Origin of the sequence: Brevundimonas balnearis, from assembly GCF_042434805.1 — a bacterium.
Lineage (GTDB): Bacteria > Pseudomonadota > Alphaproteobacteria > Caulobacterales > Caulobacteraceae > Brevundimonas > Brevundimonas balnearis.
Genome location: NZ_JBHLSW010000007.1, coordinates 440,994 through 463,962, shown reverse-complemented (window position 1 = coordinate 463,962; position 22,969 = coordinate 440,994). Strand labels below are relative to the sequence as shown.

Below are 22,969 nucleotides of genomic sequence, written 5' to 3'. Positions count from 1 at the left end.
ATGCACGCCCAAGAGATGATAAGCACCCACCCGCACGTCAGGGGTTCGGTCAACACCGCCCTCGCCCGGTGCATCGACGAATGTTATGACTGCGCCCAATCCTGCGTGATCTGCGCTGACGCCTGTCTCGGCGAGGAGATGGTGCAAAGCCTGCTCCAGTGCATTCGACTGAACCAGGACTGTGCTGACATCTGCACTGCGGCTGGCGCCGTCGCCTCTCGCCGGACGGGCTCGAACGAGGGAGTCATTCGGCTGACCTTGCAGGCGTGCGCCGAAGCTTGCCGGCTGTGCGCCGAGGAGTGTGAGCGCCACGCGGACATGCATGAACACTGCCGCATCTGCGCCGAGTCTTGCCGCCGCTGCGAAGAGGCCTGCAACGCCGCCTTCCAGAGCGTTCAGTAGGGCGAGCCAGGCGGCGGCTGGCAGGCCTTCGGTGACGAGCCTTCACGCGTCGTCGTATCCTCGTCTAGCGAGGCGCGCGTGACGACCAGTGGATGTGGTGGATGCGCCAGCCGTGGGCGTGCCGCTTCAGGACCATCGTCTCCGTCGTGAGTCGATCCACGGCGCGGCCGTTGAACTGGCCAGTCGTGCGGCCCTCGCTGGTGATCCACGCGATGTCGCCGTCGGCCCAGCCCGATCTGCGCGCCACCGTCGCCTCCGAGGCGGCGGCGAAGGCGGCGTCCGATCCCAGGTGATGGGACGCATATTCGTCGCGCGACCGCTCCGCGCCGCCTTCTTCGAAGATCATCACATCGGGCGCCAGAAGCGTCAGCGCGCCGACCGTGTCGCCGGCCTTGAGCGCGGCGTGGAAAGCATCGACGGCGGTGGCCGCGTCCGCCGCTTCCGCAGCGACCGAGCCTGCGTCGGAATGGCCGTGGGCGTGGTCCTGGGCGAAAGCGGGTGTCGCCGAGAGCACAGCGAACGACAGGACGAGGGCAAGGGGTGTGCGAGACATGGCAAGCTCCGGATTGTGGATCACCTGAATGGCCTGAGCATCAGGCCGGTCGGTTGTGGCGATTGAACACGCGGGTGGCTCCTGATCGGAGCACCAGCAAAGTGTCGTAAGGTTCCTTTTGCCCCTGGGGCGTCTCCATGCCGGGCGAACCGAGCGGCATGGCCGGCACGGCGATGCCTACCGCCGTCGGTCGCTCGGCCAGCAGACGGACGACGTCAGCAGCCGGCACATGACCCTCGACGAGATAGCCGTCGATCAGCCCAGTATGACAGGAGGCCAAGGCGTCCGGCATTCCTCGACTGCTGCGGACTGACTGGAGGCTCGGAAGAACCGTGATGGTGGTGCTGAAGCCTGCCTCGCGCATGTGCCCGATCCACGCGTCGCAGCAAGCGCAGGTCGGCGTCTTGAAGACCGTCAGGTTCCTCGACGGGCGCGTCTGGGTACAGGCCGTTCCGCTCAAGCCGATGAGGACCCCCCCGCCCAGGAACAGGCGACGGTTCAGGTTCGCAGGGTTCAAAAGGGTTCTCCCTGATCGCTGTGAACGGATCGTTTGGCTTCGATGGGATCGGCGCGCTGCGGCGCCATCCGCCCCCGGAGCCAGCGGCGGCCGGGCTGCTCGACGAGGACATGGATGGCGGCGGCGACGACGAGCGTCAACACCAGCATGGCGATGAGTTCAACTACGCCCATCCGGTAATCTCCGGGCCAACCCGCGACGGCCTGCGCCGCATTGCGCCAGACCATCAGGATGGGGATGTGGACGAGGTAGAGCGCGAACGAGGCTTCGCCGGCGAACAGGGCGACGGGGTGGGACAGGAAGGTCCGAACGTCCGCCTTGGCCAACAACGCGAGCGACAGGATGAAGGGCCCAGCGGCCGCCACGATGATGCGATCGTCGGCCCCGATCTGCATCAAGGCGAGCAGCGCGACCGTGGCGGCGAGAGCACCTATGACCGACACGCGCGCTGAAGGCGTCCAGCGCTGCCCGAGGTAGTAGAGACCGATGCCGTAGAGGAATTCAGGGATGATCCGCAGGATGCCCATGCTGTCTTCGGCCCGAGGCAGCACGCGTCCGAACTGCACGCGATAGATCGCATCCAGCGCGACGAACAGTATCGCGGCGAGCGCGATCAGCACCCATGGTCGGGCCCGCAGTCGTAACGCCAAGGCGGCGTAGGCGGGAAACGCGAGATAGGCGAACCACTCCGCAGACAGTGACCAGGAGGGACCATTCCAGAGCACCAGGGTCTCACGCGGAAACCAGGCCTGAACAAGAAGGAGGGTGCCGGCGAAATCGACCGGATTGAAACGGCCCTGCTCCAGGCCGACGCCGAACAGGGGCGCCGCAAGCACGAGCCCCAGCATGGCCAGAAGGATGAACAGGTGGGCCGGATAAATGCGCGCGAACCGCGCCGCCAGGAACCGCCGATAGTCCAGCGGCCGGTCCCCTTGCAGATAGACGTGCGTCAGGATGAAGCCCGACAGGATGAAAAAGACGTCCACACCCAAGCGGGCGCGGTTCAACAAGCCTGCGCTCTCCGGCGGCAGCGTCCAGTAGAGTTGGTAATGGAACAGCACGACGCCGAGCGCGAGGAAGAACCTGACGCCGGTGAGCGGATCGAGCACGTCGGGAAACGGAGCCCTCGCGGGGCCTGACCAGGCGCTCACATCGCTTCCCCCGGACGACAGGGCCGTTCCCGGTCGTTCTCTGGTATCTACGCGGGCGACGGCTCGCCCCCTCGCGAGGGAAAGATTCAGCGGGCGCGTATGGGAGAGGGGGCGTGACGCAGGTGCGCAATGACTGACGACATAGACAGATTGATCGGCCAGGTCGCGCCGGGCGACATCGCCGGGCTCGCAGGCGTGGAGGAAGAGGTCTGGGCGCGGATCAGAGAACGCGGAGCGCGGGCTCGTATGGGGCAGGTCCGGCTCGCCGCCATCGCCTTCGCCCTGGTGATCGGCATCGCAAACGGAGGTTTGATGCTCGTGGCGCCCCGACCGGGGCCGTCCGAGTTGCGGGTTTTCACCGTGTCGGCCGGGCTCTCGCCCTTCGCCGGTCTGGAGGCTCGCGGATGAGGGCGACGTGGAAGTCCATCGTCATGACCGCGGTTTTGGCGGCCTTGGCCAGCGGCGCGGCGACCTGGGCAAGCGCAACCTGGATCATGCGCGAGCGCCAACCGCCGAGTCTGCACAGCGTCCTTCATGAAAAGCTCGATCTGAGCGCCGAGCAGGATCGCCGGCTCGACGTCATCGAGGCCCGCTTCGCCGCGAGGCGACCAGCGTTAGAGGCGGAAGTCCGCGCCGCCAATCGCGAACTGTCGGCTGCGATCGCAGCCAGCGATGGCGATACGCCCCAGGTCCAGGCCGCAGTCGATCATTTCCACGCCGCCATGGGCGATCTGCAGAAGGCGACCATCGCCCATGTCTTCGAGATGCGATCGGTGTTGACCCCGGCTCAGGCCGAGGTGTTCGACGCCGCGGTGGTCGACGCCCTGCGCGACGACGCCGGCTAAGCGCGGCGCGTGAGGGCCGAAGACAGCATAGAGGCCCGTGCGGCGCGCGGCGATGCAGCCGCGTTCACCGCCCTGATGACCGCGTCGAAGGCCGAGCTCTACCGGTTCGTTCGCCGCTATGTCGGCGACGAGGCCGAGGCTCACGACGTGCTTCAGGAAGCCTACGCCTCCGCCTGGCTGGCTTTGCGGCGGTATGATCCGGCGCGGCCATTCGATGTCTGGCTCCGCTCCATCGCCCTGAACAAATGCCGCGATTGGAGCCGTCGGCGTGCGGTGCGCCGTGTCGTGCGAGGGGTCATGGGACTGGATGCGCCCGAGGCGACCGCGGTTGGCGACGAGGCGCCCCTGCCGGAGACCCGTCTGGACGACCGGCGCAGGGCCGAGGCCCTGCAACGGGCGCTGTCCGACCTGCCGGACGCCCTCAAGGCGCCGCTCCTGCTCGCCACGCTCGAAGGGCGGTCTCATGCCGAGATCGCCTCTATCCTGCGCATCACGCCCAAGGCCGTGGAGACCCGCGTGGCTCGCGCCCGCAGGAAACTGGCGGAGGCGCTGGCCTGGTCACCGAACGCAGACGCTTGACCTTGCCATGATGGGAAGGTGCACAAGGCCACGATCCCGTTGGCTGTGGCGTCCTGACGCAAGGGGCGCGCCGCCGGGATGCGTATTTGAACGAACGGCCGAATAGCCGACCAAGGACTCAATCGCCCATGTCGACCCCAAGTCTCGATCGCCGAACGCTTCTCCGTGGCGCCGCCGCCGGCGGTGGGCTGCTGGGGCTGCAGGGCCTGCTGCCGGCTTGGGCGCAGACCGGCTCGGCCGGCCTGCGGGCGGACATGCCGACGCTGACCGGGCCGAACGTCGATCTGACGGTCGGCCACTCGCCGTTCACCGTCGGAGGTCGGACGGGGCACGCGATTACCATCAACGGCGTCCTGCCGGCGCCGCTGCTTCGCCTGCGGGAGGGCCAGAACGTCCGGCTGTCGGTGGCCAACACCCTGGACGAGGACACTTCGATCCACTGGCACGGCTTGCTGGTGCCATTCCAGATGGACGGCGTGCCCGGCATCAGCTTCCCTGGCATCAAGGCGCGTGAGACCTTCGTCTACGAGTTCCCGATCCGGCAGTCGGGGACCTTCTGGTACCACAGCCACTCCAATCTCCAGGAGGCGATGGGCCACTATGGACCGATCATCATCGATCCGGCGGGCGCCGATCCCGTCGCCTACGATCGAGAGCATGTACTGGTGCTGTCGGACTGGAGTTTCATGCACCCGCACGAAATCCTGGACAAGCTGAAGAAGAGTCCCGGCTATTTCAACCAGCAGCGAACGACCCTCGCAGGCCTGCTCGACGGCAGCGACCGGATGAGCCTGGAGGAGCGCCGCATGTGGGGCCAGATGCGGATGGACCCGCGCGACATCCTCGACGTCAACGGATCGACCTACACGTACCTCATCAACGGCCACGGACCGCAGGAGAACTGGACCGGGCTGTTCCGGCCCGGCGAGCGGGTCCGGCTGCGCGTCATCAACGCCTCGGCCATGTCGATATTTAACGTGCGTATTTCGGGGCTACCGATGACGGTGGTGCAGGCCGACGGGGAGAATGTGCGCCCGGTCGAGACCGACGAGTTCCAAATTTCGGTGGCGGAGACCTACGACGTCATCGTTCGGCCGACCGAGGACCGCGCCTACACCATCGTCTCGGAAGCCATCGACCGTTCCGGCATGGGCCGGGCGACCCTGGCGCCGCGCCTGGGCATGACCGCCGAGGTCCCGCCACTGCGTGAAGTCCCGAACCTGACGATGCGCGACATGGGCATGGGCGGGATGGACCACGGTTCGATGGACGGTATGTCCGGGATGGATCATGGCACGATGACCGGCATGGATCATGGAGCCTCGACGCAAGGCGGGGCTCCGGCGGGAGACATGGCCGGAATGTCCATGGCCGGAATGAACATGCGCGACCCCGAGAACGCTCCGCCGGACATGGCGGTCGGCGTCGGCGTAGACGCCATCGCCATGGACCCGGCCAATCGCCTGGGTGAACGGCCGATCGGGCTGGAGGACGTGCCGCACCGGGTGCTGGTCTACACCGATCTGGTGTCCCTCGCCCCCAACAAGGACCAGCGGGCCCCGTCTCGTACCATGGAAATCCATCTGACGGGCAATATGGAGCGGTTCATGTGGGGCTTCGATGGCCGCAAGTTCAGCGAGCTGGTCGAGCCCATCCGCTTCGAGCGCAACGAGCGAGTGCGGGTGACCCTGGTCAACGACACCATGATGGCCCACCCAATCCACCTGCACGGCCACTTCTTTGAACTGGTCACAGGCGGCCCGGCCGGGCACCAGCCGCTCAAACACACCGTCAACGTCGCGCCCGGCGGCAAGGTGACCTTCGATCTGACCGCCGACGCGCCTGGCGACTGGGCCTTCCACTGCCACATGCTGATGCACATGCACGCCGGGATGTTCAACGTCGTCACTGTGCGGCCCATGGACGGAGCCGCGTCATGAACCGCGTCGCCATCGCCCTCGCGCCGCTGATCCTCGCGGCCAGCCCTTTCAGCGCCCAGGCCCAGGACCCTCATGCAGGCCATGCCATGCCGGCGCCAACACGGCCCGCGGCCGAACCGGCCCCCCGCCCCCAAACGCCGGCCCGGCCGACGGCGCAGGACCCGCACGCGGGCCATGTCATGGCCCCCGCCCAAACCGCGCCGGTGAGCGATCCTCACGCCGGCCATCAGATGCCGGCTCAGCCCGCGACGCTGGATCCGCACGCGGGGCACGACATGTCGACAATGCCGCCTGTCGAGCAGATTGATCCGCACGCGGGCCACGACATGTCGACCATGACCCCCGCCCAAGCCGACCCTCACGCCGGCCACGACATGTCGGCGATGAGCATGGGGCCGCCGGACGTGCCGACCAGCGCCGACAACCCTGGGAGGCCGCCCGAGGACCCGCTTCCAGTCGCGGCCCTCGCCGGTCCGGCCCACGCGGCTGACCTGGTCTTCGGAACCGAGGCCATGGCAGCCGCCCGTCAGATCCTGGTGCGCGAGAACGGCGACGTGCGCACCACGGCTGTCATCATCGACCGCCTCGAAGCTGGGTTCGGCGACGACGAAGAGACCTATCTCTGGGACGTCCAGGGCTGGACCGGCGGAGACATTAATCGCTTCTGGTGGAAGTCGGAAGGCGAGGGCGACTTCGGGGGCGATCTCGAAGAAGCCGAACTCCAGGCGCTCTACAGCCGCGCGGTCACGCCGTTCTGGGACGTTCAGGCGGGCGTACGCCAGGATTTCCGACCCGACGGCGAGGACACGACCCATCTTGTCCTCGGGCTTCAGGGACTGGCCCCTTACTGGTGGGAGGTCGACGCTGCGGCCTTTCTGTCGACCGAGGGCGACCTGACCGCCCGCGTCGAGGCCGAGTACGACCAGCGCATAACCCAGCGCCTGATCCTCCAGCCGCGCCTCGAAATCGACGTCTCCGCCAGCGAGATTCCAGAACTGGAGATCGGCTCCGGCCTGTCCTCGGTCGAGGCAGGCCTGCGGCTGCGCTACGAGTTCCGCAAGGAGTTCGCGCCCTACGTCGGCGTCGAGTGGAGCCGCGCGCTTGGAGACACCGCCGATTACATTGAGGCCCGGGGCGGCGAGCCCGACGACACCCGCTTCGTCGTCGGTCTCAAGGCCTGGTTCTAGATTGAAGGAGACCTTCCCATGATCCGCACTCTCGCCATCACAGCCGCGCTCGCGTTCGCCGGAGCCGCCGCCGCGCAGGATCCGCATGCGGGCCACACCATGCAGGCCCCGGCGGCAGCGCCCCAGTCGGGCGTCACAACGGTCCCCGCTGACGGCGCGATGACCCATGGCTCGCCTGAGCGGTTCAGCGTGACCTTTCCCCATCCGATGATCCTGAAGACGGTGACTTTTACTGCGCAGGGTCAGGCACCGATCGTCGTCGATGTCCCAGCGGCCGCGGCCGAATCGACCGTCGAGGTTGCGTTGCCGCGCCTCGCGCCGGGGACCTATACCGCGGCGTGGACCGCCGAAGGCGCGGACGGCCACGAGATGTCCGGCTCAATTCGCTTCATGGTTCACTAGGAGGACGACGATGAATGTTTCCAAACTGCTGGCGGCGGCCGGGGCGGCGTTCGTGCTGAGCGCTGGCGCGGCGCTCGCGGCCGAAGGCTGCGAATGCTGCAAGGACATGGCGGCCGACGCCGAGATGAAGTGCTGTGACGAGACCCCTTCAGCTCAGGAAGAACCGGCGCCGCCGTCGCAGCCGGCGACCGGTTCGGCTTCGACCTCCGCGCCGGAAACCGTTCCTCATAGCTGACGTCCTGGCCGGAAGCCGGGCGTTTTAGTCCTGATCGCTGCCGCCGTGCGTCCGCCGGCTCAGGACTGCCGCCCTTTCTGTTCCTGAACTCGCGAGGCGGAGTTCCAGGTTTCCCCTCGCGGAAGGTCCAGCGGGGAGGGCGCCCCGGCAGCCTCCTTTCACCGAGCCCTCGTGACGCGTCAGTGGTGCGGACAAGTCGCATCCTGCAGGACCTCGATCACCTTGCAGGCGGACACCTGCCCGCCGGCGCAGTCCGCCGTCATGCGTGACAGTTCGCGTTCAAGCGCCTTCAGCTGTCGAATCTTTTCCGAAACCGCCCTGAGGTGCTGCTCCGCAATCCGGTTCGCTTCCGCGCAGGTGCGGTCCGGCTGGTCCGCCAGATCGAGAAGAGAGCGGATCGCATCCAGATCGAAGCCCAGTTGGCGTGCATGGCGAATGAAGGCGAGCCGGCGAAGGCCAGCGTCATCGTACAGTCTTCGATCGCTGGCGGTCCGTGGCGGCGCGGGCAACAAACCGGCCTGTTCGTAGAAACGGATCGTAGGAATCTTCACGCCCGTCGCGGCGGAGAGCTTGCCGATGGTGAGGAGAGCAGTGGCGGCCATGAGGGGAAAATAGGCGCTTGATCCTCTAGTGACTAGAGCATGTAGGCAGGTTTCATGGAACAGAATGAAGCCTCATGCGGGTCGGCCGTAGGGTGTTGCGGGTCTGCGGTTAAGTTTGACGGTGCGTCGCCTGCCTACCGGCGCGTGCTGGTCAGCGTGATAGCCATCAACCTCGTCGGCTTCGGCGCCGTCCTGATCGGAAGCATCGCCCAGGGATCTGCCGCGCTCGCGGCGAATGCGTTGGACTTCCTCGCGGACAGCGTCACCTACACCGTGAGCCTCTGGGTCATAGGGCGTTCTGTTCAGGTCCGCGCGACTGCGGCGCTCGTGAAGAGCGCGAGCCTTGCAGCGCTTGGTGTCGGCGTGCTCGCGTTCGCGACATGGCGGGCTCTGACGGGCGCAGCGCCAGAGGGAGTTGTCATCACCGGGCTTGGCGCTTTCGGATTCGCGGCCAATCTACTGGCCGCGGCCTTGCTCATTCGCTTCCGGGACGGCGACGCCAACGTGCGATCCGTTTGGCTCTGCACAAGAAACGATCTGATCCACAGCCTTGGCGTGGCTGCGGCAGGCGGGTTGGTCTGGCTGACGGGCTCGCGTTGGCCCGATCTGGTTGCGGGCGCGCTGTTGGCGGGGATCTTCCTGCATTCCGCCTGGTCGATCACACGTCAGGCGCTTGAGGAAGCTCGTGGCGTCAGAAGGCGCGAGCCTGCCGGGAGGCCGGCATGATTGCCGCCCGACACAGCACCGCCCTCTGTGGAAGCGCTCATCGCGCCGACGTTAACGCGCGGGCCCGGTCAAGCTCAGGCGAGCCGCCTCCAACGTGGCGTCGCACAGGCGCATTCATCGGCCGGTCTCCCGCCCTAGCGGGACAAGCAGCCTCTGTAACGTACTGTGTAACACATTGGCTGGGGCCCCGAACGATAGTATGGAGCGCGCGATGACCTGGTCGACGACGACATGGGCGAAGTTGATTGTGGCGATGACACTTGGCTTCGCCGCCTTTTTCCTCGCGCCCGCCGTTGATGCCGCGACGTGCATCCCGGAGCCTCCGGCCGCCCATGCCGTGGCCGAACACGATCCAGGCGAAGGAGACCACAGCAGCAAGATGGGCGGTCACGGCATCTGCGCCCACGGCCACTGTCACCATACCGCCACCGCTCGAGCCCAAGGGGCGGAACCGATCGCGGCCGCCTTCGGCGAAGCGCCGCTGCGAGGCGGCCGACAGGACGATTTCCGGGCTTCGTTCGCGCCCGAAGGTTTGAAGCGACCGCCCAGACTCTGACCGGAGACCTGCGCCCGCGCGGGCGCCTCTTCGTGATCAGAAATCTGGAAATGGAACATGTCTCCCTCGTTTCGCCGGCGACCGCGTCTCGCGGTGGGCTGCGCGCTCGTCGCCCTCACGGCGACCCTGGCCAGTCCCGCTTGGGCTGACCCCGCCCCGACCTATGCCGAGTTGCTCTCCCAGCTCGGCCAAACCCCCGCCGCCCTCGAGGCCGGCGCCAACTACGACGCCGCGGAAGCCCGCGTCCGGCAGGCGGGCGTGCGCCCCAATCCGGTGCTGGGGCTCGATGTCGAGAATGCGTTCGGCTCGGGTCCCTTCTCCGGAATGGACAACGCCGACACGACCCTGGCGCTGAGCCAGGATCTCGAGCTCTGGGGACGCAGGCCGGCGCGGATCGCCGCCGCCCGCGCCGAGGCCGGCGCTGTCGGCGTGGAGCGCGATCTTGCGGTGATCGACGCGGCCGGCCGTCTGGCCCTGGTCTATGCCGAAGCCGAAGCCGCCCAGCGCCGGGCGACCTTGGCGGAGGAGGCCCTCAATCTTACCGTGGCGGACGCCCGCGCGGCCCTGGCCCTGGTCGAGGAAGGACGCGAACCCCTGCTGCGCGGCATCCAGGGCGAGGCAGAAGCCGCCTCGGCTCGGGCGACCTTCGACGAGGCGGTCGCGGAACGCGACGCGGCCTATGCCCGCCTCACCGCCGTGGCGATGATCCCTGTGCCGGTGACGAGCATCGACGTGAGCCTGCTGGACGAGGCGCCGATGACCGGGCGCTCGGTCATCGGCGACGCTCCCACGGTGCGCGTCGCCGAGGCGCAACGTTCGGCCGCCGAGCGCCGGATCGACGTGCAGCGCACCCAGGTCCGGCCGGACATAAATGCGAGCGTGGGCATCCGTCGTTTCGAGGCGGAGGACGCCACGGCCCTGACTTTCGGGATCAGCATGCCTCTGCCCCTGTTCGACCGGAACCGGGGGAACATCGAGGCGGCACAGGCCGAGTTTCGCGCAGCGGACGCGCGTCTGATGTCGGCCCGGCAGGAGGCGCAGGCCGACCGCGCCGCCGCCGTGGCGCGCCTGTCGGCTTCGGCCAGCCGCGTGCGGGCCGCCGACGGCGGCGTCACCGCGGCCGAGGAAGCCTATCGCCTGTCGCGGATCGGCTTCGAGGCCGGGCGCATCTCGCAGGTCGAGCTGCGCGTCACCCGTACCGCCCTCATCAACGCGCGGTCCGCCGCGGTCGACGCCCGTCTCGCGCGCGTGCGCGCCGAGATCGATCTCGCGCGCCTGGATGGCCGCGCCCCGTTCCAAGGAGCCCAGTGATGCGAAAGATCACGTCCAACAAGACCCTGCTGATCGGCGGCGTCGCCGCCCTGGTGATTTTCGGTGGCGGCGGTCTCTGGCTCACCGCCCAGCGGTCGGAGCCGGCCCCCGCCGCATCGCAAGGCGAGGCCGCTCATGCCGAGAGCGAGCCCGGTCCTGAAGGCGAGGCGCCCGAGGGACGGATCGAACTCTCGGCCGCGCAGATACAGGCTGCCGGCATCACGGTGGTAAGTGTCGGCCAGGGAGGCGGTGGAGAGACCCGTCTCGCCGGTCGGGTCGAGCCCATGGTCGATGCCCGGGCCGCGGTCGCTGCGGCGGTGGGCGGCCGGATCGAACGCGTCCTGGTCGCGCCCGGCCAGTCTGTTCGCGTCGGCCAGCCCTTGGTCAGCGTCGTGAGCGGCGAGGCGGCGACCTTCCGGGCGGAAGCCGATGCGGCGGCTGCCGAGGCCGAGGCGGCGCGACAGGCCTATCAGCGCAATCGCAACCTCGCCGACCAAGGCATCGTCGCCCGGCAGGAGGTGGAGGCCTCCCGCGCCCAACTGCTGAGCGCCGAAGCGGCGACCCGCGCCGCCCGCGCACGTTCCAGCGCGGCCGGCTCGCCGAACGCGTCCGGACGATTGAGCGTAACCAGTCCCATCTCGGGGGTCGTGAGTAGCGTGCAGGTCGGACCCGGCGGCTTCGTCGCCCAAGGCGGCGTGGTCGCCGAGGTCAGCAATCCTGCCCGCGTCGAGATGGTGTTCAACGCACCGCCGGCCTTGGCCGCCAATGTTCGGGCGGGGTCCGCCATGCGGGTCACCGGACCGAACGGCGAGTTCGACGCGGTCGTCACCGGGGTCGCCGCCGACGCCGGTACGGGCGACAGCGGCGCGACCCTCATTCGCGCCCGCCCGGTTGGCGCCGGCCTCCCTCCGGCCGGCTCCGCCGTAACCGGCGCGGTCGTGACCGGTCAGGCCACCGGCGGTCTGACCGTCCCGACCGAGGCGGTCCACACCGTCGAAGGGAACACCGTCGTGTTCGTCCAGGTCGAGGGCGGCTTCCAGGCCACCCCCGTCCTGGTGGGACGCCAGGCGGCCGGCCGCACGGAGATCCTGCGGGGCCTGACCGGCAGCGAACGCATCGCCGCCGCCAACGCCTTCCTGCTCAAGGCTGAGGTGGCCAAGGGCGAAGCCGAGCACGGCCACTAGGGAGGCATCGAATGTTCAAAGCCATTATCGAGGCCTCCGTCCGCTTCCGCTGGTTCGTGGTTCTCGCCACGGCCCTGGTCGCGGCCGTGGGTCTGTTCAACCTCACCAAACTGCCGATTGACGCCGTCCCGGACATCACCAACCGGCAGGTTCAGATCACCACCGTCGCCCCGGCGCTCGCGCCGGAGCAGATCGAGCGGCAGGTCACCTATCCGCTGGAGACGGCGATGGCCGGGATTCCCGGCCTGACCTCGACCCGCTCCCTGAGCCGCAACGGCTTCAGTCAGGTCACGGTCATCTTCACCGACCAGACCGACATCTATTTCGCCCGCCAGCAGGTGGCCGAGCGGTTGGCCCAGGCCCGCGAGTCCATGCCCGACGGGGTCGAGCCGGCTCTGGCCCCGATCACGACGGGTCTTGGCGAGGTGCTGATGTGGACGGTTGATTATAGGCCGTTCAACTCCGAGAACCTCGCACGTCCGGGCCAGCCGGGCTGGCAGGCGGGCGGGGACTACCTTACGCCCGAAGGCGAACTCCTCACCACGCCCCAGGCGCGCGCCACCTATCTGCGGACCGTGCAGGACTGGATCATCGCCCCGCAGATGCGGACCGCACCCGGCCTGGCCGGCGTCGACACCGTCGGCGGCTATGTGAAGGAATACGCCGTCCGTCCGGACGCGGCCCGACTGTCGGCCTATGGCCTCGGCATGGGCGACCTGATCCAGGCGCTCGATCGAGCCAACACCCAGGCCGGCGCCGGCTACGTCCAGCGGGCCGGCGAAGCCCTGACCGTCAGGACCGACGCCCTGGCTCTCACGATCGAGGACCTCGCGCAGGCGCCGGTCGTGAACCGCAGCGGCCTGGTCGTCCGGGTCGCCGATGTCGCCACCGTCGAGATCGGACAGGCCCCGCGGCTCGGCGGCGCCAGCCGTGACGGCCACGAGGCCGTCCTCGGCACCGCTCTGATGATCGCCGGCGGCAACAGCCGCACCGTCGCCCAGGCGGCCGGCGACCGACTTGAGGAAGTGCAGAAGACCCTGCCGCCAAGCATCGAGGCGGTGACGGTCCTGGACCGCTCGGCGCTGGTCAACTCCACCATCGCCACGGTGGCGCGCAACCTGACCGAAGGGGCCCTGCTGGTCATCGTCGTCCTGTTCCTGCTGCTCGGCAACATCCGCGCCGCCTCGATCACGGCCCTGATGATCCCGATCAGCTTCCTGTTCGCGGTCATCGGCATGAACCGCTTCGGGATCAGCGGCAACCTGATGAGCCTCGGCGCGCTCGACTTCGGCCTTCTGGTCGACGGCGCGGTCGTTGTGGTCGAAAACACCCTGCTTATGCTCAGCCAGCGCCGCGCCGAACTCGGCCGGATGCTGACACGGCGCGAGAGGCTCGAGGTCGCTGGCGCGGCCGCGCGGCAGATGGTCAAGCCGGCCGCCTACGGCCAGCTGATCATCCTGCTGGTCTTCACCCCCCTGCTGATGCTGGAAGGGGTCGAGGGCAAGACCTTCATCCCGATGGGGGCGACGGTGATGCTCGCCCTGGTCGGCGCCTTCATCTTCTCCTTCACCTTCGTGCCGGCCATGACCGCGCTGCTGGTGCGGGATCCCAATAAGGTCGAGGTCGACGAACACGGTCACGCGCACGAACACGAGACCTTCATCCTACGGAAGGCCCGGCGCTGGATCGAACCCGCGATCCGCGCGGCGGTCGATCGGCCGAAGATCGTGCTGATCGCCGCTCTAGGCGCACTCGTCGTCGGCGGCGTCGCCTTCACCTCCCTAGGGCGGGAGTTCATCCCGACCCTGGACGAGGGCGACATCGCCATGCAGGCGCTGCGGGTCCCTTCGGCCTCCCTCGAGCAGTCCCTCGCCATGCAGATGGCGCTGGAGCGTGCCATCGCGGCCCAGCCCGAGGTCGAGACCATGTTCTCACGCACTGGCACAGCCGAGGCGGCTGTCGACCCGATGCCGCCGAACATCTCCGACAGCGTCATCGTTCTGAAGGACCGGCGTGACTGGCCCGATCCAAACCTCGAGAAGGAACAGCTGATCGCCCGGATCGAGGAGGTCGCCTCCCAGCAGATCGGCAACAATTTCGAGTTCAGCCAGCCAATTGAGCTTCGCTTCAACGAGCTGATCTCTGGCGTGAGGACCGATCTGGCCGTCATGGTCTACGGCGACGACTTCGCCACGATGCAGCGGGTCGCCGACCAAGTCGCGGACGCCCTGCGCCAGACCCCGGGTTCGGCCGACGTCCGTGTCGAACAGGCCTCAGGCCTGCCGACCCTGACGGTCAGCGTCGACCGGTTCGCCGCGGCCAACTACGGCCTGTCGGCCGCCGACGTGTCCGAGACGGTCTCGGCCGCCATCGGCGGCGCGGAAGCGGGCCGGATCTTCGAAGGCGACCGCCGCTTCGATGTGGTGGTCCGCCTTGCCGATGAGGCGCGCAACGATCCGGCCGCCTTGGCAGCCCTGCCCATCGTGTCCTCGACCGGGGTGACCGTGCCCCTGTCCTCGGTCGCCCGCATCCAGAGCGCCGAGGGGCCAAACCAGATCAGCCGCAACGACGGCAGCCGTCGTATGGTCGTTCAGGCCAATGTGCGCGGTCGCGATCTGGGCGGCTTCGTTTCTGACGCCCAGCAGCGGGTCGATCAGGTCCAGCTTCCGACCGGGGTGCGCCTCGACTGGGGCGGCCAGTTCGAAAACCTGAAACGCGCCGAGCAAAGGCTCGGTCTGGTCATTCCCATCGTCTTCATCCTGATCGGCGTTCTGCTGTTCATGGCTCTGGGATCGTTCGCGGAGGCCGGCCTGGTCTTCGCATGTGTGCCGCTTGCTCTTGTTGGCGGGGCCTTGGCGCTGCTGCTGAGAGGGATGCCCTTCTCGGTGTCAGCGGCTGTCGGCTTCATCGCTGTGTCTGGGGTTGCAACACTCAACGGTCTGGTGCTGATGCAGGCCATTCGGGAGCGGCTGACGGCGGGGGCAGTCCCGACCCTCGCTGCTATCGAGGGCGCCTTCAGCCGGCTTCGCGCCGTGCTCACGACCGCCATGGTCGCCATCGTCGGCTTCATCCCGATGGCGATCGCTCACGGCGCCGGAGCCGAGGTGCAGAAGCCGCTGGCCACCGTCGTCATCGGCGGCCTGCTGACGGCGACCGCCCTGACCCTTCTGGTCCTGCCCACCTTCGCGGCCAAGGCCGTGAAGCACCGGAAAGCGGAAGGGATCGAAGAATGAGCGGAGCCCACGAAACGAACCAGCTCCAGCGCCGCACTCTTCTGGTGGTGTTGGCCCTGAACGCTCTGCTGTTCGTGAGCTTGGGAGTCGGCGGCCTTGCCGCCGACTCCAGCGCCTTGCTCGCTAACGCGGTCGACAACGGGTCCGACGCCGCCGTTTACCTGATCAGTTTTATCGCCGTCGGGCGAGCCCTGATCTGGAAGACTCGCGCAGCCCAGGTCTCCGGAGTCATGCTGCTGATCTTCTCGGCTTTGGTCCTGCTCGACGCCCTGCGACGGACGCTCACCGGAACCGAGCCGGTTGGTCCCACGATGATGGTCCTCGCGGTCGTGGCCGCAGTTATCAACTTGGTGTGCTTGCTCCTGATCTGTCGGCAGCAGAGCAACGACGTCAACATGAAGGCGGCCGAGACCTTCAGCCTCAACGACTTCGCCTCCAATGGGGGCATCCTGATCGCCGGAGGACTGGTCATGTGGCTGGATCAGTCTTGGCCCGATCTCCTGGTCGGCGTCCTAGTCGCAGCCTTGGCCGCCAAGGGGGGCCTCGACATTCTTGGCGACGCGCGGGAGGTGCAGCGGGACGCCAACTCGCCGCCCCCGGGGTGAGCCATTCCTGTTCCTGACCGACACCGCCGTCGGCTTGTTGGTGATGCTGACTAGACCACTTCCGCCCGGATCACTGGCTGAACCAGCTCGTCGAAGGGTTTGAACAACCCCCGGGGCGGGCCGCCTGCGAAGGCTAAGGGCTCCGTCCAAACAGGCTGGTGCAAAAGGCAGACCTTGTTGCAAGCGACCCGGATCGTTGTTCAGCGCTTACACACTCTCTTACACAGTGGGGCGACCTGTGATAGAAAGACGAGCGGTATCAGATGGTTGGAACTGGCCTGTGTGACTTAAAATCGCTCGACCTCGGTCATGCGGGTTCGACCCCCGCCGCTCGCACCATCGGCTCACTTCGTGTTTCCGGCCGGGGCCCGCCCTTAACAGGCGCACGGATTCATTGGCACAAGGGGTCAGGGGAAACGCCGGTCGATACGGAAGCCGCATGAAGAGAGTCCGCCAATGAACCGGGCGAGGAGGGCGCGCATCGTCGCCACGCTCGGGCCCGCCAGCCGCGCGCCCGGGACGGTGAAGGCCCTGGCCCAGGCCGGGGTGGACGTGTTCCGGCTGAACTTCAGCCACGGCTCGCACGAGGACCACGCGGCGGCGCTGAAGGCGGTGCGCGGCGCGGAGATGGCGCTCAAGCGTCCGCTGGGCGTGCTGGCGGACCTACAGGGACCCAAGCTGCGCCTGGGCAAGTTCGCCGAGACCTCGATCGCGGTGAAGCCGGGCCACACCATGCGCTTCGACCTGGACCCCACGCCCGGCGACGCCACGCGCGTGCAGATGCCGCATCCGGAGATCTTCAAGGCGCTGAGGACCGGCATGGCGCTGCTGATCGACGACGGGCGGGTGCGCCTGCGCGTCGGCGAACGGGCCGACGATTGGGCCGAGGTGACGGTCGAGAGCGGAACCAAGCTGTCGGACCGCAAGGGCGTGGCCGTGCCGGACGCCGTCATCCCCGTGTCGGCGCTGACGCCCAAGGACCGCGAGGACCTGAACTTCGCGCTGCGCATCGGTGTGGACTGGGTGGCCCTCAGCTTCGTGCAGAAGGCCGAGGACATGGCCGAGCTGAAGTCCATCGTGAAGGGCCGCGCCGCGTGTCTCGCCAAGATCGAGAAGCCCCAGGCGCTGGCGGCGCTGGACAGCATCCTGGACTACTGCGACGGCGTCATGGTCGCGCGCGGCGATCTGGGCGTGGAGATGCACCCCGAAGAGGTGCCGGTGGCCCAGAAGACCATCATCCGCGCCGCCCGCCAGCGCGGCGTGCCGGTGATCGTGGCCACCCAGATGCTCGAATCGATGACGGCTTCGCCGGCGCCGACCCGCGCCGAGGCGTCCGACGTGGCCAACGCCGTCTATGAGGGCGCCGACGCCCTGATGCTGTCGGCGGAGACGGCGTCGGGCGACTATCCGCTTGAAGCCGTCGGCATCATGAACCGGATCATGGAGCGGATCGAAGGCGATCCGCTGTGGCCCAGCCTGATGGACGCCGAGCACGCCGGCATGGAGGGCTATGACGCCGACGCGCTGGTGGCCGCGGCGCGGAAGGCGGGCGAGGCGTCTTCGACCGGCTGCATCGTGGTGTTCACGACCCTGGGCGGCACGGCGCGGCGGATGGCGCGGGAGCGGCCCCTGCATCCGGTGCTGGCGCTGACGCCCAACCCGGACACGGCGCGGCGCCTGGCGCTGGTGTGGGGGCTGGAGCCCCGGCTGGGCCGTCAGCCGGCGTCGCTGGAGGAGGTCACCGACGACGCCGTCGGCGCGGCCATGGAGTATGGCCTCGCCCAGCCTGGGCAGCGCATCCTGATCCTGGCGGGCACGCCCTTCGGGGCGCCGGGCGCGGCCAACCTGCTGCGGCTCGCCCACGCCCCGAGCCAGGCCAAATCCCGGACCCGAAAAGCGGGCTAGCGGCCCGTCACAAGCTTGGCGAACAACAGGGCGGTGGTGTCGACCACGTCGTCCAGAGGCGTGTCGCCGCGCTGCATCAGGCGCAGGCCCGCGGCGACGGAATCGACCATGCTGGCGGCCTCGTAGGACGCGAGGCGGGCGTCCAGCCGAGAATCGTGGCGGCCGTTGACCCGCGCCTCGGCGATGCGCCGCTCGATGGCCAGGTGGACGCGGCGGAGGCGCCGGATGCGCTCGCGGGCGAAGGCGTCATGGCCCTCGTCGGCCAGGGCGTTCTCGATCCTGAGCACAGGCCCGTGCTCCGCCCAGATGTCCACGACCGCCAACACATAGGCGCGCGCCTGTTCGAAGGCGCGCTCGCCGGACCAGTCGGCGTCGAAAAGAGCCGCGAGGCCCTGATAGGGCGCGCCGGCGGCCTCGCACAGCGCCAGCACCGGCTCGTCGACGGTCTTGAAATAGGTGTAGAAGCTGGGCGCGCTGACGCCGGCGGCCCGGGCGACGTCGGCGGGACGCAGGTCCGCCAGCTTGTGGGTCTCGAGCAGGCCGCGCGCCGCCGCCAGCAGGGCTTCGCGGGTGCGGCCGCCGCGCCGCCCGATGCGATGTCCCAGCTTGTTGACCGGCCGCTCGCCCGTGTCGCCCATCGCCGCCTCCACGCCCACAGTGGCGGGGCGAGTGAGCAACTGCAACATGCGTCGTGGAAGCGGAGCCATTGCGGGGCAGAGACGTTGACTCGCCGAACGCTGTCTCTGGAGGATGCCTATGCGTCGCCTGATCGCCCTGTCGCTGATCCCCGCAGTGGTCGCCGCCTGCTCGCGCGAGGACGCCCAGCCGCCCCGGCCGGTCGAGGCCTCTCCGGCCACGTCGACGCCCGCCGCACCGGCGGTCGGCTACGCCTGCGAGAGCGGTCAGACGGTCAGCGTCGCCTACGCGGCCGACGAGACGGCGCGGCTGACCTATCAGGGACGGGTCTATGACCTCAGGCTGGCCCCGTCCGGCAGCGGCGCGCGCTACACCGGCTCGAGCCTGGAGTGGTGGAGCGCCAGCCGCGACGGACAGGAGCGGGCGACGCTGAGTCGGCTGGGCCCGAACGAGCAGGTCGGCGCGGCCATCCTGGAGCGCTGCGCGCGGCCGACCAGCGGGGGCGCGAGTTCGGCCGGCGAGGGCGGCATGGTCGCGGTCACGGCCGTGTGCCGCGCCGAGGATCTGTCGGCGCGCATCGCCGGCGGAGACGCGGGCGCGGGCAATCGCGGCGCGGTGGTGGAGCTGACCAACATCGGCGACGGGCCCTGTTCGCTCAGCGGCCATCCCTCGGTCCAGGCCCAGGACGCCCAGGGCCGCACCCTGACGGCGCTGAGGGTCGAGGAGCGGAGCGGCGACCTCCGGTCGGGCGAGACTCCGGCGCCGGTCAGTCTGACGCCGGAAGGCAAGGCCTTCTTCGACGTCACCTGGACGGTGGTGGAGGGGCAGGGGCCGTGCGCCCGCGTCGCGCGCCTGGCGATCACGGTGGGCGAGGACCGCACGCCGCTTCTGCTGTCGACCGAGTTCCAGCCGTGCGGCGGGCGCATCGGCGTCACCCCTTTCCGGGCCGAGGGCGGGGCCTCGGTCGGCAATCCCCCGACGGGTGCGGCGACCAAGCTCTGACCGCCGCGCTGGAAACGGCCGGCGATCCGGCGTAACCGTCCGCGCGTTCGCCGACGGAGACGCCATGCCGACCGACTTCCAAACCCGCATCGCCGCCGAACTTGCGGAGATCGACGCCCAGGGCCTGACCAAGCCGGAGCGGGTGATCCACTCGCGTCAGGGGCCGGTGATCGAGACGGGCGGGCGGCGCGTTCTGAACTTCTGCGCCAATAATTATCTGGGCCTGGCGGGCGACGAGCGGGTCGTGGCGGCGGGGAACAACGCGGCCGAGGCCTATGGCGCGGGCACCGCGTCGGTGCGCTTCATCTGCGGGACGCTGGGCATCCACAAGACGCTTGAGCGTGCGATCGCGGACTATCTCGGCTTCGAGGACGCGATCCTCTTCGCCGCCGCCTTCGACGCCAACGGCGGCCTGTTCGAGCCGCTGTTCGGGCCCGAGGACGCCATCGTGTCGGACAGCCTGAACCACGCCTCGATCATCGACGGGGTTCGGCTGTGCAAGGCCAAGCGCTATCGCTTCGCCAACTCGGACATGGCCGACCTGGAGGCGCAGCTGAAGCAGGCCCGGGCGGACGGCGCGCGCGACATCGTCATCGCCACCGACGGCGCCTTCTCGATGGACGGCTACATCGCCAAGCTGGCCGAGGTGCGGGCGCTGGCGGATCGCTACGACGCCCTGATCATGGTGGACGACTGCCACGCCACGGGTTTCCTTGGGCCTCAAGGGAAAGGCTCGTTCGCCCATTGCGGAGTGAAGGTCGACTTCGTCACCGGCACCTTCGGCAAGGCGCTGGGCGGCGCCATGGGCGGCTTCATCTGCGCCACCGCCGGGGTGGTCCAGCTGCTGAAGCAACGGGCGCGGCCCTACCTGTTCTCGAACGCGCTTTCGCCGGCCGTCTGCGGCGCTTCGCTGGAGGCGATCCGGATCAGCCAGGGCGAGGAGGGCGACGCGCTGCGGAGCCAGCTGTTCGCCAACGCCGCCCGATTCCGGGGCGCGATGACGGAGGCCGGGTTCGATCTGCTGCCCGGCGAGCATCCGATCATCCCGGTGATGCTGGGGGACGCCAGGCTGGCCCAGGATTTCGCGGCGCGGATGCTGGAGCTGGGCGTCTATGTGATCGGGTTCTCCTTCCCCGTCGTGCCGCGGGGACAGGCGCGCATCCGCACCCAGATGTCGGCGGCGCACACCTTCGAACACATTGATCAAGCGGTCGCGGCGTTCACGACGGCCGGCAGGGAACTGGGAGTGATCCGATGACGCAAATGATGAAGGCCCTGGCCAAGACCAAGCCCGCCGAGGGGCTTGAGCTGATCGAGGCGCCGGTCCCGGAGGCGGGGCCGGAGGACGTGCTGATCAAGGTGCATCGCGCGGCGGTCTGCGGCACCGACATCCACATCTGGAACTGGGACGAGTGGTCCCAGAAGAACGTGCCGGTGCCGATGATCACCGGCCATGAGTTCTCCGGCGAGATCGTCGCCATCGGCAAGGAGGTCGACCGGCCGCTGAAGATCGGCCAGCGGGTGTCGGTCGAGGGCCACGTCATCGACCTGAACTCGGAAGCCGCGCGGGCCGGCCACTTCCACCTCGATCCCGCGACCCGGGGCATCGGCGTGAACCGCCAGGGCGCCTTCGCCGAGTTCGTGGCGGCGCCGGCCTTCAACGTCATCGAGCTGCCCGACGACGTGCCCTATGAGATCGGGGCGATCCTGGACCCGTTCGGCAACGCGGTGCACACCGCCCAGCAGTTCGACCTTCTGGGCGAGGACGTGCTGGTCACCGGCGCCGGCCCGATCGGCATGATGGCGGCCGCCGTGGCGCGGCACGCGGGCGCGCGCACCGTGGTGCTGACCGACATCAACGACTTCCGGCTGGAGCTGGCCCAGAAGGTGGCGCCGGGCGTGCGGACGGTGAACACCACCCGCGAGGACCTGCACGACGTCATGAAGGAGCTGGGCCTGAAGGTCGGCTTCGACGTGGCGCTGGAGATGTCGGGCTCGCCGATCGCCTTCAAGCAGTGCGTCGACACCCTGATCATGGGCGGCGGGCTGGCGATGCTGGGCATCCCGTCCAAGCCCATGGAGACCGACTGGGGCGCGATCATCCTGAAGGCCCTCACGATCAAGGGCGTCTATGGGCGCGAGATGTTCACGACCTGGCGCAAGATGCTGGGCCTGCTGAAGGCCGGGCTGGACCTGACGCCCCTCATCACCCACGAGTTTCCCTACGACCAGTATCGCGAGGGCTTCGAGGTGATGAAGGCCGGCAAGTCGGGCAAGGTCGTCCTGGACTGGGCGGCCTAGGCCGACAGCGCCCTCGCCAGTCGGGTCTCGAAGGTCTTGGCGTCGGGCGCCGGCAATACCGTCCCCAGCAGGTCCCGCTCGAACATCTCGAACACACGCGGATGGACATAGGAGGTCCGGCAGACCGTGGGGGTGTTGCCGAGCAGGCCCGAGACCGCCTTCACGCAGACGGTGATCTTGCGCTTGGCGTCGCTCGCCGAGGTGGGCGCGGGCGTATCGCGCAGGGCCCGCGCGGCCGACACCGTCGCGGCCCAGGTGCGGAAGTCCTTGGCCGAGAAGTCCTCGCCCATGGCCCCCCGGATGTAGGCGTTCACCTCGTCCGAGGTGACGGCCACGAGGTCGCCGTCGGCGTCCCGGTACTTGAACACCTGCTGGCCCGGCAGGTCCTGGAGCGAGCGGATGACACGGGCCAGGCGCCGGTCGCGCACGCTGACGGCGTGATCCTTGCCGCTCTTGCCACGGAAGCTGAACAGCAGGGCCGAGCCGTCGACCTCGAGATGGCGCTTGTGCAGCGTCGTCAGGCCATAGCTGCGGTTCTGCTTCGCATACTGGGCGTTGCCGATGCGGATGAGCGTCAGCTCCAGCAGCCGGACGGTGGTGGCCAGCACCTTCTCGCGGCAGACGCCGCGCCGGTTCAGATCGGCCTCGACCCGGCGCCGCAGCCTGGGCAGGGCGCGGGCGAAGGCGGGCATGCGGTCGAACTTGCCGGTCGAACGGTGGCTGCTCCAGTCGGCGTGGTAGCGGTACTGTTTGCGGCCCTTCTGGTCGCGGCCGGTCGCCTGGATGTGGCCGGTGGCGCGGGGGCAGATCCAGACGTCGGTCCAGGCGGGCGGGATGGCGAGCGTGCGGATGCGGTCCAGCGTCCGCTCATCCGTCACCTCCCGGCCCTTCGCGTCGATGTAGGAGAAGGCGCCGGGCGTCCCGCGCCGGGTCAGGCCGGGCTGTTCGTCGGAACAGTAGCTGAGACCCTTCGGGATCTCGACCTCGACAGCCAGCGCGGCGGATCCGTCGGGCACGTCAGGCCTCCGACTTCGCGGCCTGCGGGAGGCGATGAGGCGCGGCGGGGTGGGAGGATGTCGCCATGGCGGGGTCCGAAC

24 protein-coding genes are annotated in these 22,969 nt (G+C 68.7%); 18 read left to right on the top strand and 6 right to left on the bottom strand.

Going from position 1 to position 22,969, the window contains the following annotated elements; genetic code table 11:
• On the top strand, positions 1-402 hold the full coding sequence (locus tag ACFFGE_RS12125) for a four-helix bundle copper-binding protein (protein ID WP_175359347.1): 402 nt from the start codon (positions 1-3) through the stop codon (positions 400-402).
• A gap of 64 nt (positions 403-466) precedes the next feature.
• Here the strand turns inward: ACFFGE_RS12125 and ACFFGE_RS12120 are convergent, their stop codons facing one another.
• From ACFFGE_RS12120 to ACFFGE_RS12110, 3 genes are read right to left on the bottom strand one after another with little or no spacing between them, the layout of a single operon-like run.
• A complete protein-coding gene (locus tag ACFFGE_RS12120; protein WP_376836657.1) occupies positions 467-955 on the bottom strand; it encodes a YybH family protein in 489 nt (162 codons plus the stop codon).
• A gap of 40 nt (positions 956-995) precedes the next feature.
• Complete coding sequence (locus ACFFGE_RS12115) at positions 996-1,472, bottom strand: DUF411 domain-containing protein (RefSeq protein ID WP_376836656.1); 477 nt, start codon at positions 1,470-1,472, stop codon at positions 996-998.
• Complete coding sequence (locus ACFFGE_RS12110; protein ID WP_376836655.1) at positions 1,469-2,581, bottom strand: acyltransferase family protein; 1,113 nt, start codon at positions 2,579-2,581, stop codon at positions 1,469-1,471. The genes ACFFGE_RS12115 and ACFFGE_RS12110 overlap by 4 nt, the downstream gene beginning before the upstream one ends.
• 171 nt (positions 2,582-2,752) lie before the next feature.
• Between ACFFGE_RS12110 and ACFFGE_RS12105 the strand changes: the two genes are divergently transcribed.
• From ACFFGE_RS12105 to ACFFGE_RS12075, 7 genes are all read left to right on the top strand, one after another.
• The gene (locus ACFFGE_RS12105; protein ID WP_376836654.1) at positions 2,753-3,031 is read left to right on the top strand and encodes a hypothetical protein; all 279 of its coding nucleotides are present in this window, start codon (positions 2,753-2,755) and stop codon (positions 3,029-3,031) included.
• Positions 3,028-3,468 (top strand): Spy/CpxP family protein refolding chaperone, encoded by a 441-nt coding sequence (locus ACFFGE_RS12100; RefSeq protein ID WP_376836653.1) that lies wholly within the window; start codon positions 3,028-3,030, stop codon positions 3,466-3,468. Before ACFFGE_RS12105 ends, ACFFGE_RS12100 begins: the two co-directional genes overlap by 4 nt.
• 9 nt (positions 3,469-3,477) lie before the next feature.
• Positions 3,478-4,047 (top strand): RNA polymerase sigma factor, encoded by a 570-nt coding sequence (locus ACFFGE_RS12095; RefSeq protein WP_376836652.1) that lies wholly within the window; start codon positions 3,478-3,480, stop codon positions 4,045-4,047.
• 128 nt (positions 4,048-4,175) lie between these two features.
• Positions 4,176-5,987: a copper resistance system multicopper oxidase gene (locus tag ACFFGE_RS12090; RefSeq protein ID WP_376836650.1), complete on the top strand. Its 1,812-nt coding sequence runs from the start codon at positions 4,176-4,178 to the stop codon at positions 5,985-5,987.
• Positions 5,984-7,174 (top strand): copper resistance protein B, encoded by a 1,191-nt coding sequence (locus ACFFGE_RS12085; protein ID WP_376836648.1) that lies wholly within the window; start codon positions 5,984-5,986, stop codon positions 7,172-7,174. The genes ACFFGE_RS12090 and ACFFGE_RS12085 overlap by 4 nt, the downstream gene beginning before the upstream one ends.
• An 18-nt stretch (positions 7,175-7,192) precedes the next feature.
• Positions 7,193-7,576, top strand: a complete 384-nt coding sequence (locus ACFFGE_RS12080) for a copper resistance CopC family protein (RefSeq protein ID WP_175359338.1) — start codon at positions 7,193-7,195, stop codon at positions 7,574-7,576.
• A 10-nt stretch (positions 7,577-7,586) separates the two neighbouring features.
• Positions 7,587-7,811: an ammonium transporter family protein gene (locus ACFFGE_RS12075; RefSeq protein WP_175359337.1), complete on the top strand. Its 225-nt coding sequence runs from the start codon at positions 7,587-7,589 to the stop codon at positions 7,809-7,811.
• Positions 7,812-7,990: 179 nt separating this feature from the next.
• Here ACFFGE_RS12075 and ACFFGE_RS12070 read toward each other — a convergent pair whose 3' ends face one another.
• On the bottom strand, positions 7,991-8,413 hold the full coding sequence (locus ACFFGE_RS12070; RefSeq protein ID WP_175359336.1) for a MerR family transcriptional regulator: 423 nt from the start codon (positions 8,411-8,413) through the stop codon (positions 7,991-7,993).
• Positions 8,414-8,467: 54 nt separating this feature from the next.
• On the opposite strand from ACFFGE_RS12070, the gene ACFFGE_RS12065 reads away from it, so the two are divergent.
• The 7 genes from ACFFGE_RS12065 to pyk all read left to right on the top strand — a co-directional run bounded on the left by ACFFGE_RS12065 (position 8,468) and on the right by pyk (position 17,933).
• Entirely contained in the window at positions 8,468-9,139 is a 672-nt protein-coding gene (locus tag ACFFGE_RS12065) for a cation efflux transmembrane domain-containing protein (protein ID WP_175359335.1), read from the top strand.
• A 211-nt stretch (positions 9,140-9,350) separates the two neighbouring features.
• On the top strand, positions 9,351-9,695 hold the full coding sequence (locus ACFFGE_RS12060) for a hypothetical protein (protein WP_292259763.1): 345 nt from the start codon (positions 9,351-9,353) through the stop codon (positions 9,693-9,695).
• Between the two features lie 57 nt (positions 9,696-9,752).
• Positions 9,753-11,006, top strand: a complete 1,254-nt coding sequence (locus ACFFGE_RS12055) for a TolC family protein (RefSeq protein ID WP_292259761.1) — start codon at positions 9,753-9,755, stop codon at positions 11,004-11,006.
• Complete coding sequence (locus ACFFGE_RS12050) at positions 11,006-12,190, top strand: efflux RND transporter periplasmic adaptor subunit (RefSeq protein ID WP_292259760.1); 1,185 nt, start codon at positions 11,006-11,008, stop codon at positions 12,188-12,190. The genes ACFFGE_RS12055 and ACFFGE_RS12050 overlap by 1 nt, the downstream gene beginning before the upstream one ends.
• Positions 12,191-12,201: 11 nt before the next feature.
• On the top strand, positions 12,202-15,423 hold the full coding sequence (locus ACFFGE_RS12045) for an efflux RND transporter permease subunit (RefSeq protein ID WP_292259759.1): 3,222 nt from the start codon (positions 12,202-12,204) through the stop codon (positions 15,421-15,423).
• Entirely contained in the window at positions 15,420-16,028 is a 609-nt protein-coding gene (locus ACFFGE_RS12040) for a cation efflux transmembrane domain-containing protein (RefSeq protein ID WP_376836646.1), read from the top strand. Before ACFFGE_RS12045 ends, ACFFGE_RS12040 begins: the two co-directional genes overlap by 4 nt.
• Before the next feature lie 456 nt (positions 16,029-16,484).
• Complete coding sequence (gene pyk / locus ACFFGE_RS12035) at positions 16,485-17,933, top strand: pyruvate kinase (RefSeq protein WP_376836645.1); 1,449 nt, start codon at positions 16,485-16,487, stop codon at positions 17,931-17,933.
• Here pyk and ACFFGE_RS12030 read toward each other — a convergent pair.
• Positions 17,930-18,616: a TetR/AcrR family transcriptional regulator gene (locus ACFFGE_RS12030; protein ID WP_376836644.1), complete on the bottom strand. Its 687-nt coding sequence runs from the start codon at positions 18,614-18,616 to the stop codon at positions 17,930-17,932. The genes pyk and ACFFGE_RS12030 overlap by 4 nt on opposite strands.
• A gap of 73 nt (positions 18,617-18,689) precedes the next feature.
• On the opposite strand from ACFFGE_RS12030, the gene ACFFGE_RS12025 reads away from it, so the two are divergent.
• The 3 genes from ACFFGE_RS12025 to tdh all read left to right on the top strand — a co-directional run bounded on the left by ACFFGE_RS12025 (position 18,690) and on the right by tdh (position 21,872).
• Positions 18,690-19,571, top strand: a complete 882-nt coding sequence (locus ACFFGE_RS12025; protein WP_376836643.1) for a DUF4232 domain-containing protein — start codon at positions 18,690-18,692, stop codon at positions 19,569-19,571.
• Between the two features lie 64 nt (positions 19,572-19,635).
• Positions 19,636-20,829, top strand: coding sequence for a glycine C-acetyltransferase (locus tag ACFFGE_RS12020; RefSeq protein WP_376836642.1), 1,194 nt, complete (start codon positions 19,636-19,638; stop codon positions 20,827-20,829).
• Positions 20,826-21,872 carry an L-threonine 3-dehydrogenase gene (gene tdh / locus ACFFGE_RS12015; protein WP_446680621.1) on the top strand — a complete coding sequence of 349 codons (1,047 nt, stop codon included), beginning with the start codon at positions 20,826-20,828 and terminating at the stop codon, positions 21,870-21,872. Before ACFFGE_RS12020 ends, tdh begins: the two co-directional genes overlap by 4 nt.
• Here the strand turns inward: tdh and ACFFGE_RS12010 are convergent.
• Positions 21,869-22,888, bottom strand: coding sequence for a DNA topoisomerase IB (locus ACFFGE_RS12010; RefSeq protein WP_376836641.1), 1,020 nt, complete (start codon positions 22,886-22,888; stop codon positions 21,869-21,871). The genes tdh and ACFFGE_RS12010 overlap by 4 nt on opposite strands.
• Positions 22,889-22,969: the final 81 nt, after the last annotated feature.

Coding starts and splice junctions, on each gene's coding strand:
- ACFFGE_RS12075 (WP_175359337.1), top strand. CDS start 7,587: ATGAATGTTTCCAAACTGCTGGCGGCGGCCGGGGCGGCGTTCGTGCTG.
- tdh (WP_446680621.1), top strand. CDS start 20,826: ATGACGCAAATGATGAAGGCCCTGGCCAAGACCAAGCCCGCCGAGGGG.
- ACFFGE_RS12085 (WP_376836648.1), top strand. CDS start 5,984: ATGAACCGCGTCGCCATCGCCCTCGCGCCGCTGATCCTCGCGGCCAGC.
- ACFFGE_RS12065 (WP_175359335.1), top strand. CDS start 8,468: ATGGAACAGAATGAAGCCTCATGCGGGTCGGCCGTAGGGTGTTGCGGG.
- ACFFGE_RS12055 (WP_292259761.1), top strand. CDS start 9,753: ATGTCTCCCTCGTTTCGCCGGCGACCGCGTCTCGCGGTGGGCTGCGCG.
- ACFFGE_RS12080 (WP_175359338.1), top strand. CDS start 7,193: ATGATCCGCACTCTCGCCATCACAGCCGCGCTCGCGTTCGCCGGAGCC.
- ACFFGE_RS12090 (WP_376836650.1), top strand. CDS start 4,176: ATGTCGACCCCAAGTCTCGATCGCCGAACGCTTCTCCGTGGCGCCGCC.
- ACFFGE_RS12040 (WP_376836646.1), top strand. CDS start 15,420: ATGAGCGGAGCCCACGAAACGAACCAGCTCCAGCGCCGCACTCTTCTG.
- ACFFGE_RS12050 (WP_292259760.1), top strand. CDS start 11,006: ATGCGAAAGATCACGTCCAACAAGACCCTGCTGATCGGCGGCGTCGCC.
- ACFFGE_RS12120 (WP_376836657.1), bottom strand. CDS start 955: ATGTCTCGCACACCCCTTGCCCTCGTCCTGTCGTTCGCTGTGCTCTCG.
- ACFFGE_RS12105 (WP_376836654.1), top strand. CDS start 2,753: ATGACTGACGACATAGACAGATTGATCGGCCAGGTCGCGCCGGGCGAC.
- pyk (WP_376836645.1), top strand. CDS start 16,485: ATGAACCGGGCGAGGAGGGCGCGCATCGTCGCCACGCTCGGGCCCGCC.
- ACFFGE_RS12045 (WP_292259759.1), top strand. CDS start 12,202: ATGTTCAAAGCCATTATCGAGGCCTCCGTCCGCTTCCGCTGGTTCGTG.
- ACFFGE_RS12060 (WP_292259763.1), top strand. CDS start 9,351: ATGACCTGGTCGACGACGACATGGGCGAAGTTGATTGTGGCGATGACA.
- ACFFGE_RS12025 (WP_376836643.1), top strand. CDS start 18,690: ATGCGTCGCCTGATCGCCCTGTCGCTGATCCCCGCAGTGGTCGCCGCC.
- ACFFGE_RS12020 (WP_376836642.1), top strand. CDS start 19,636: ATGCCGACCGACTTCCAAACCCGCATCGCCGCCGAACTTGCGGAGATC.
- ACFFGE_RS12125 (WP_175359347.1), top strand. CDS start 1: ATGCACGCCCAAGAGATGATAAGCACCCACCCGCACGTCAGGGGTTCG.
- ACFFGE_RS12100 (WP_376836653.1), top strand. CDS start 3,028: ATGAGGGCGACGTGGAAGTCCATCGTCATGACCGCGGTTTTGGCGGCC.
- ACFFGE_RS12070 (WP_175359336.1), bottom strand. CDS start 8,413: ATGGCCGCCACTGCTCTCCTCACCATCGGCAAGCTCTCCGCCGCGACG.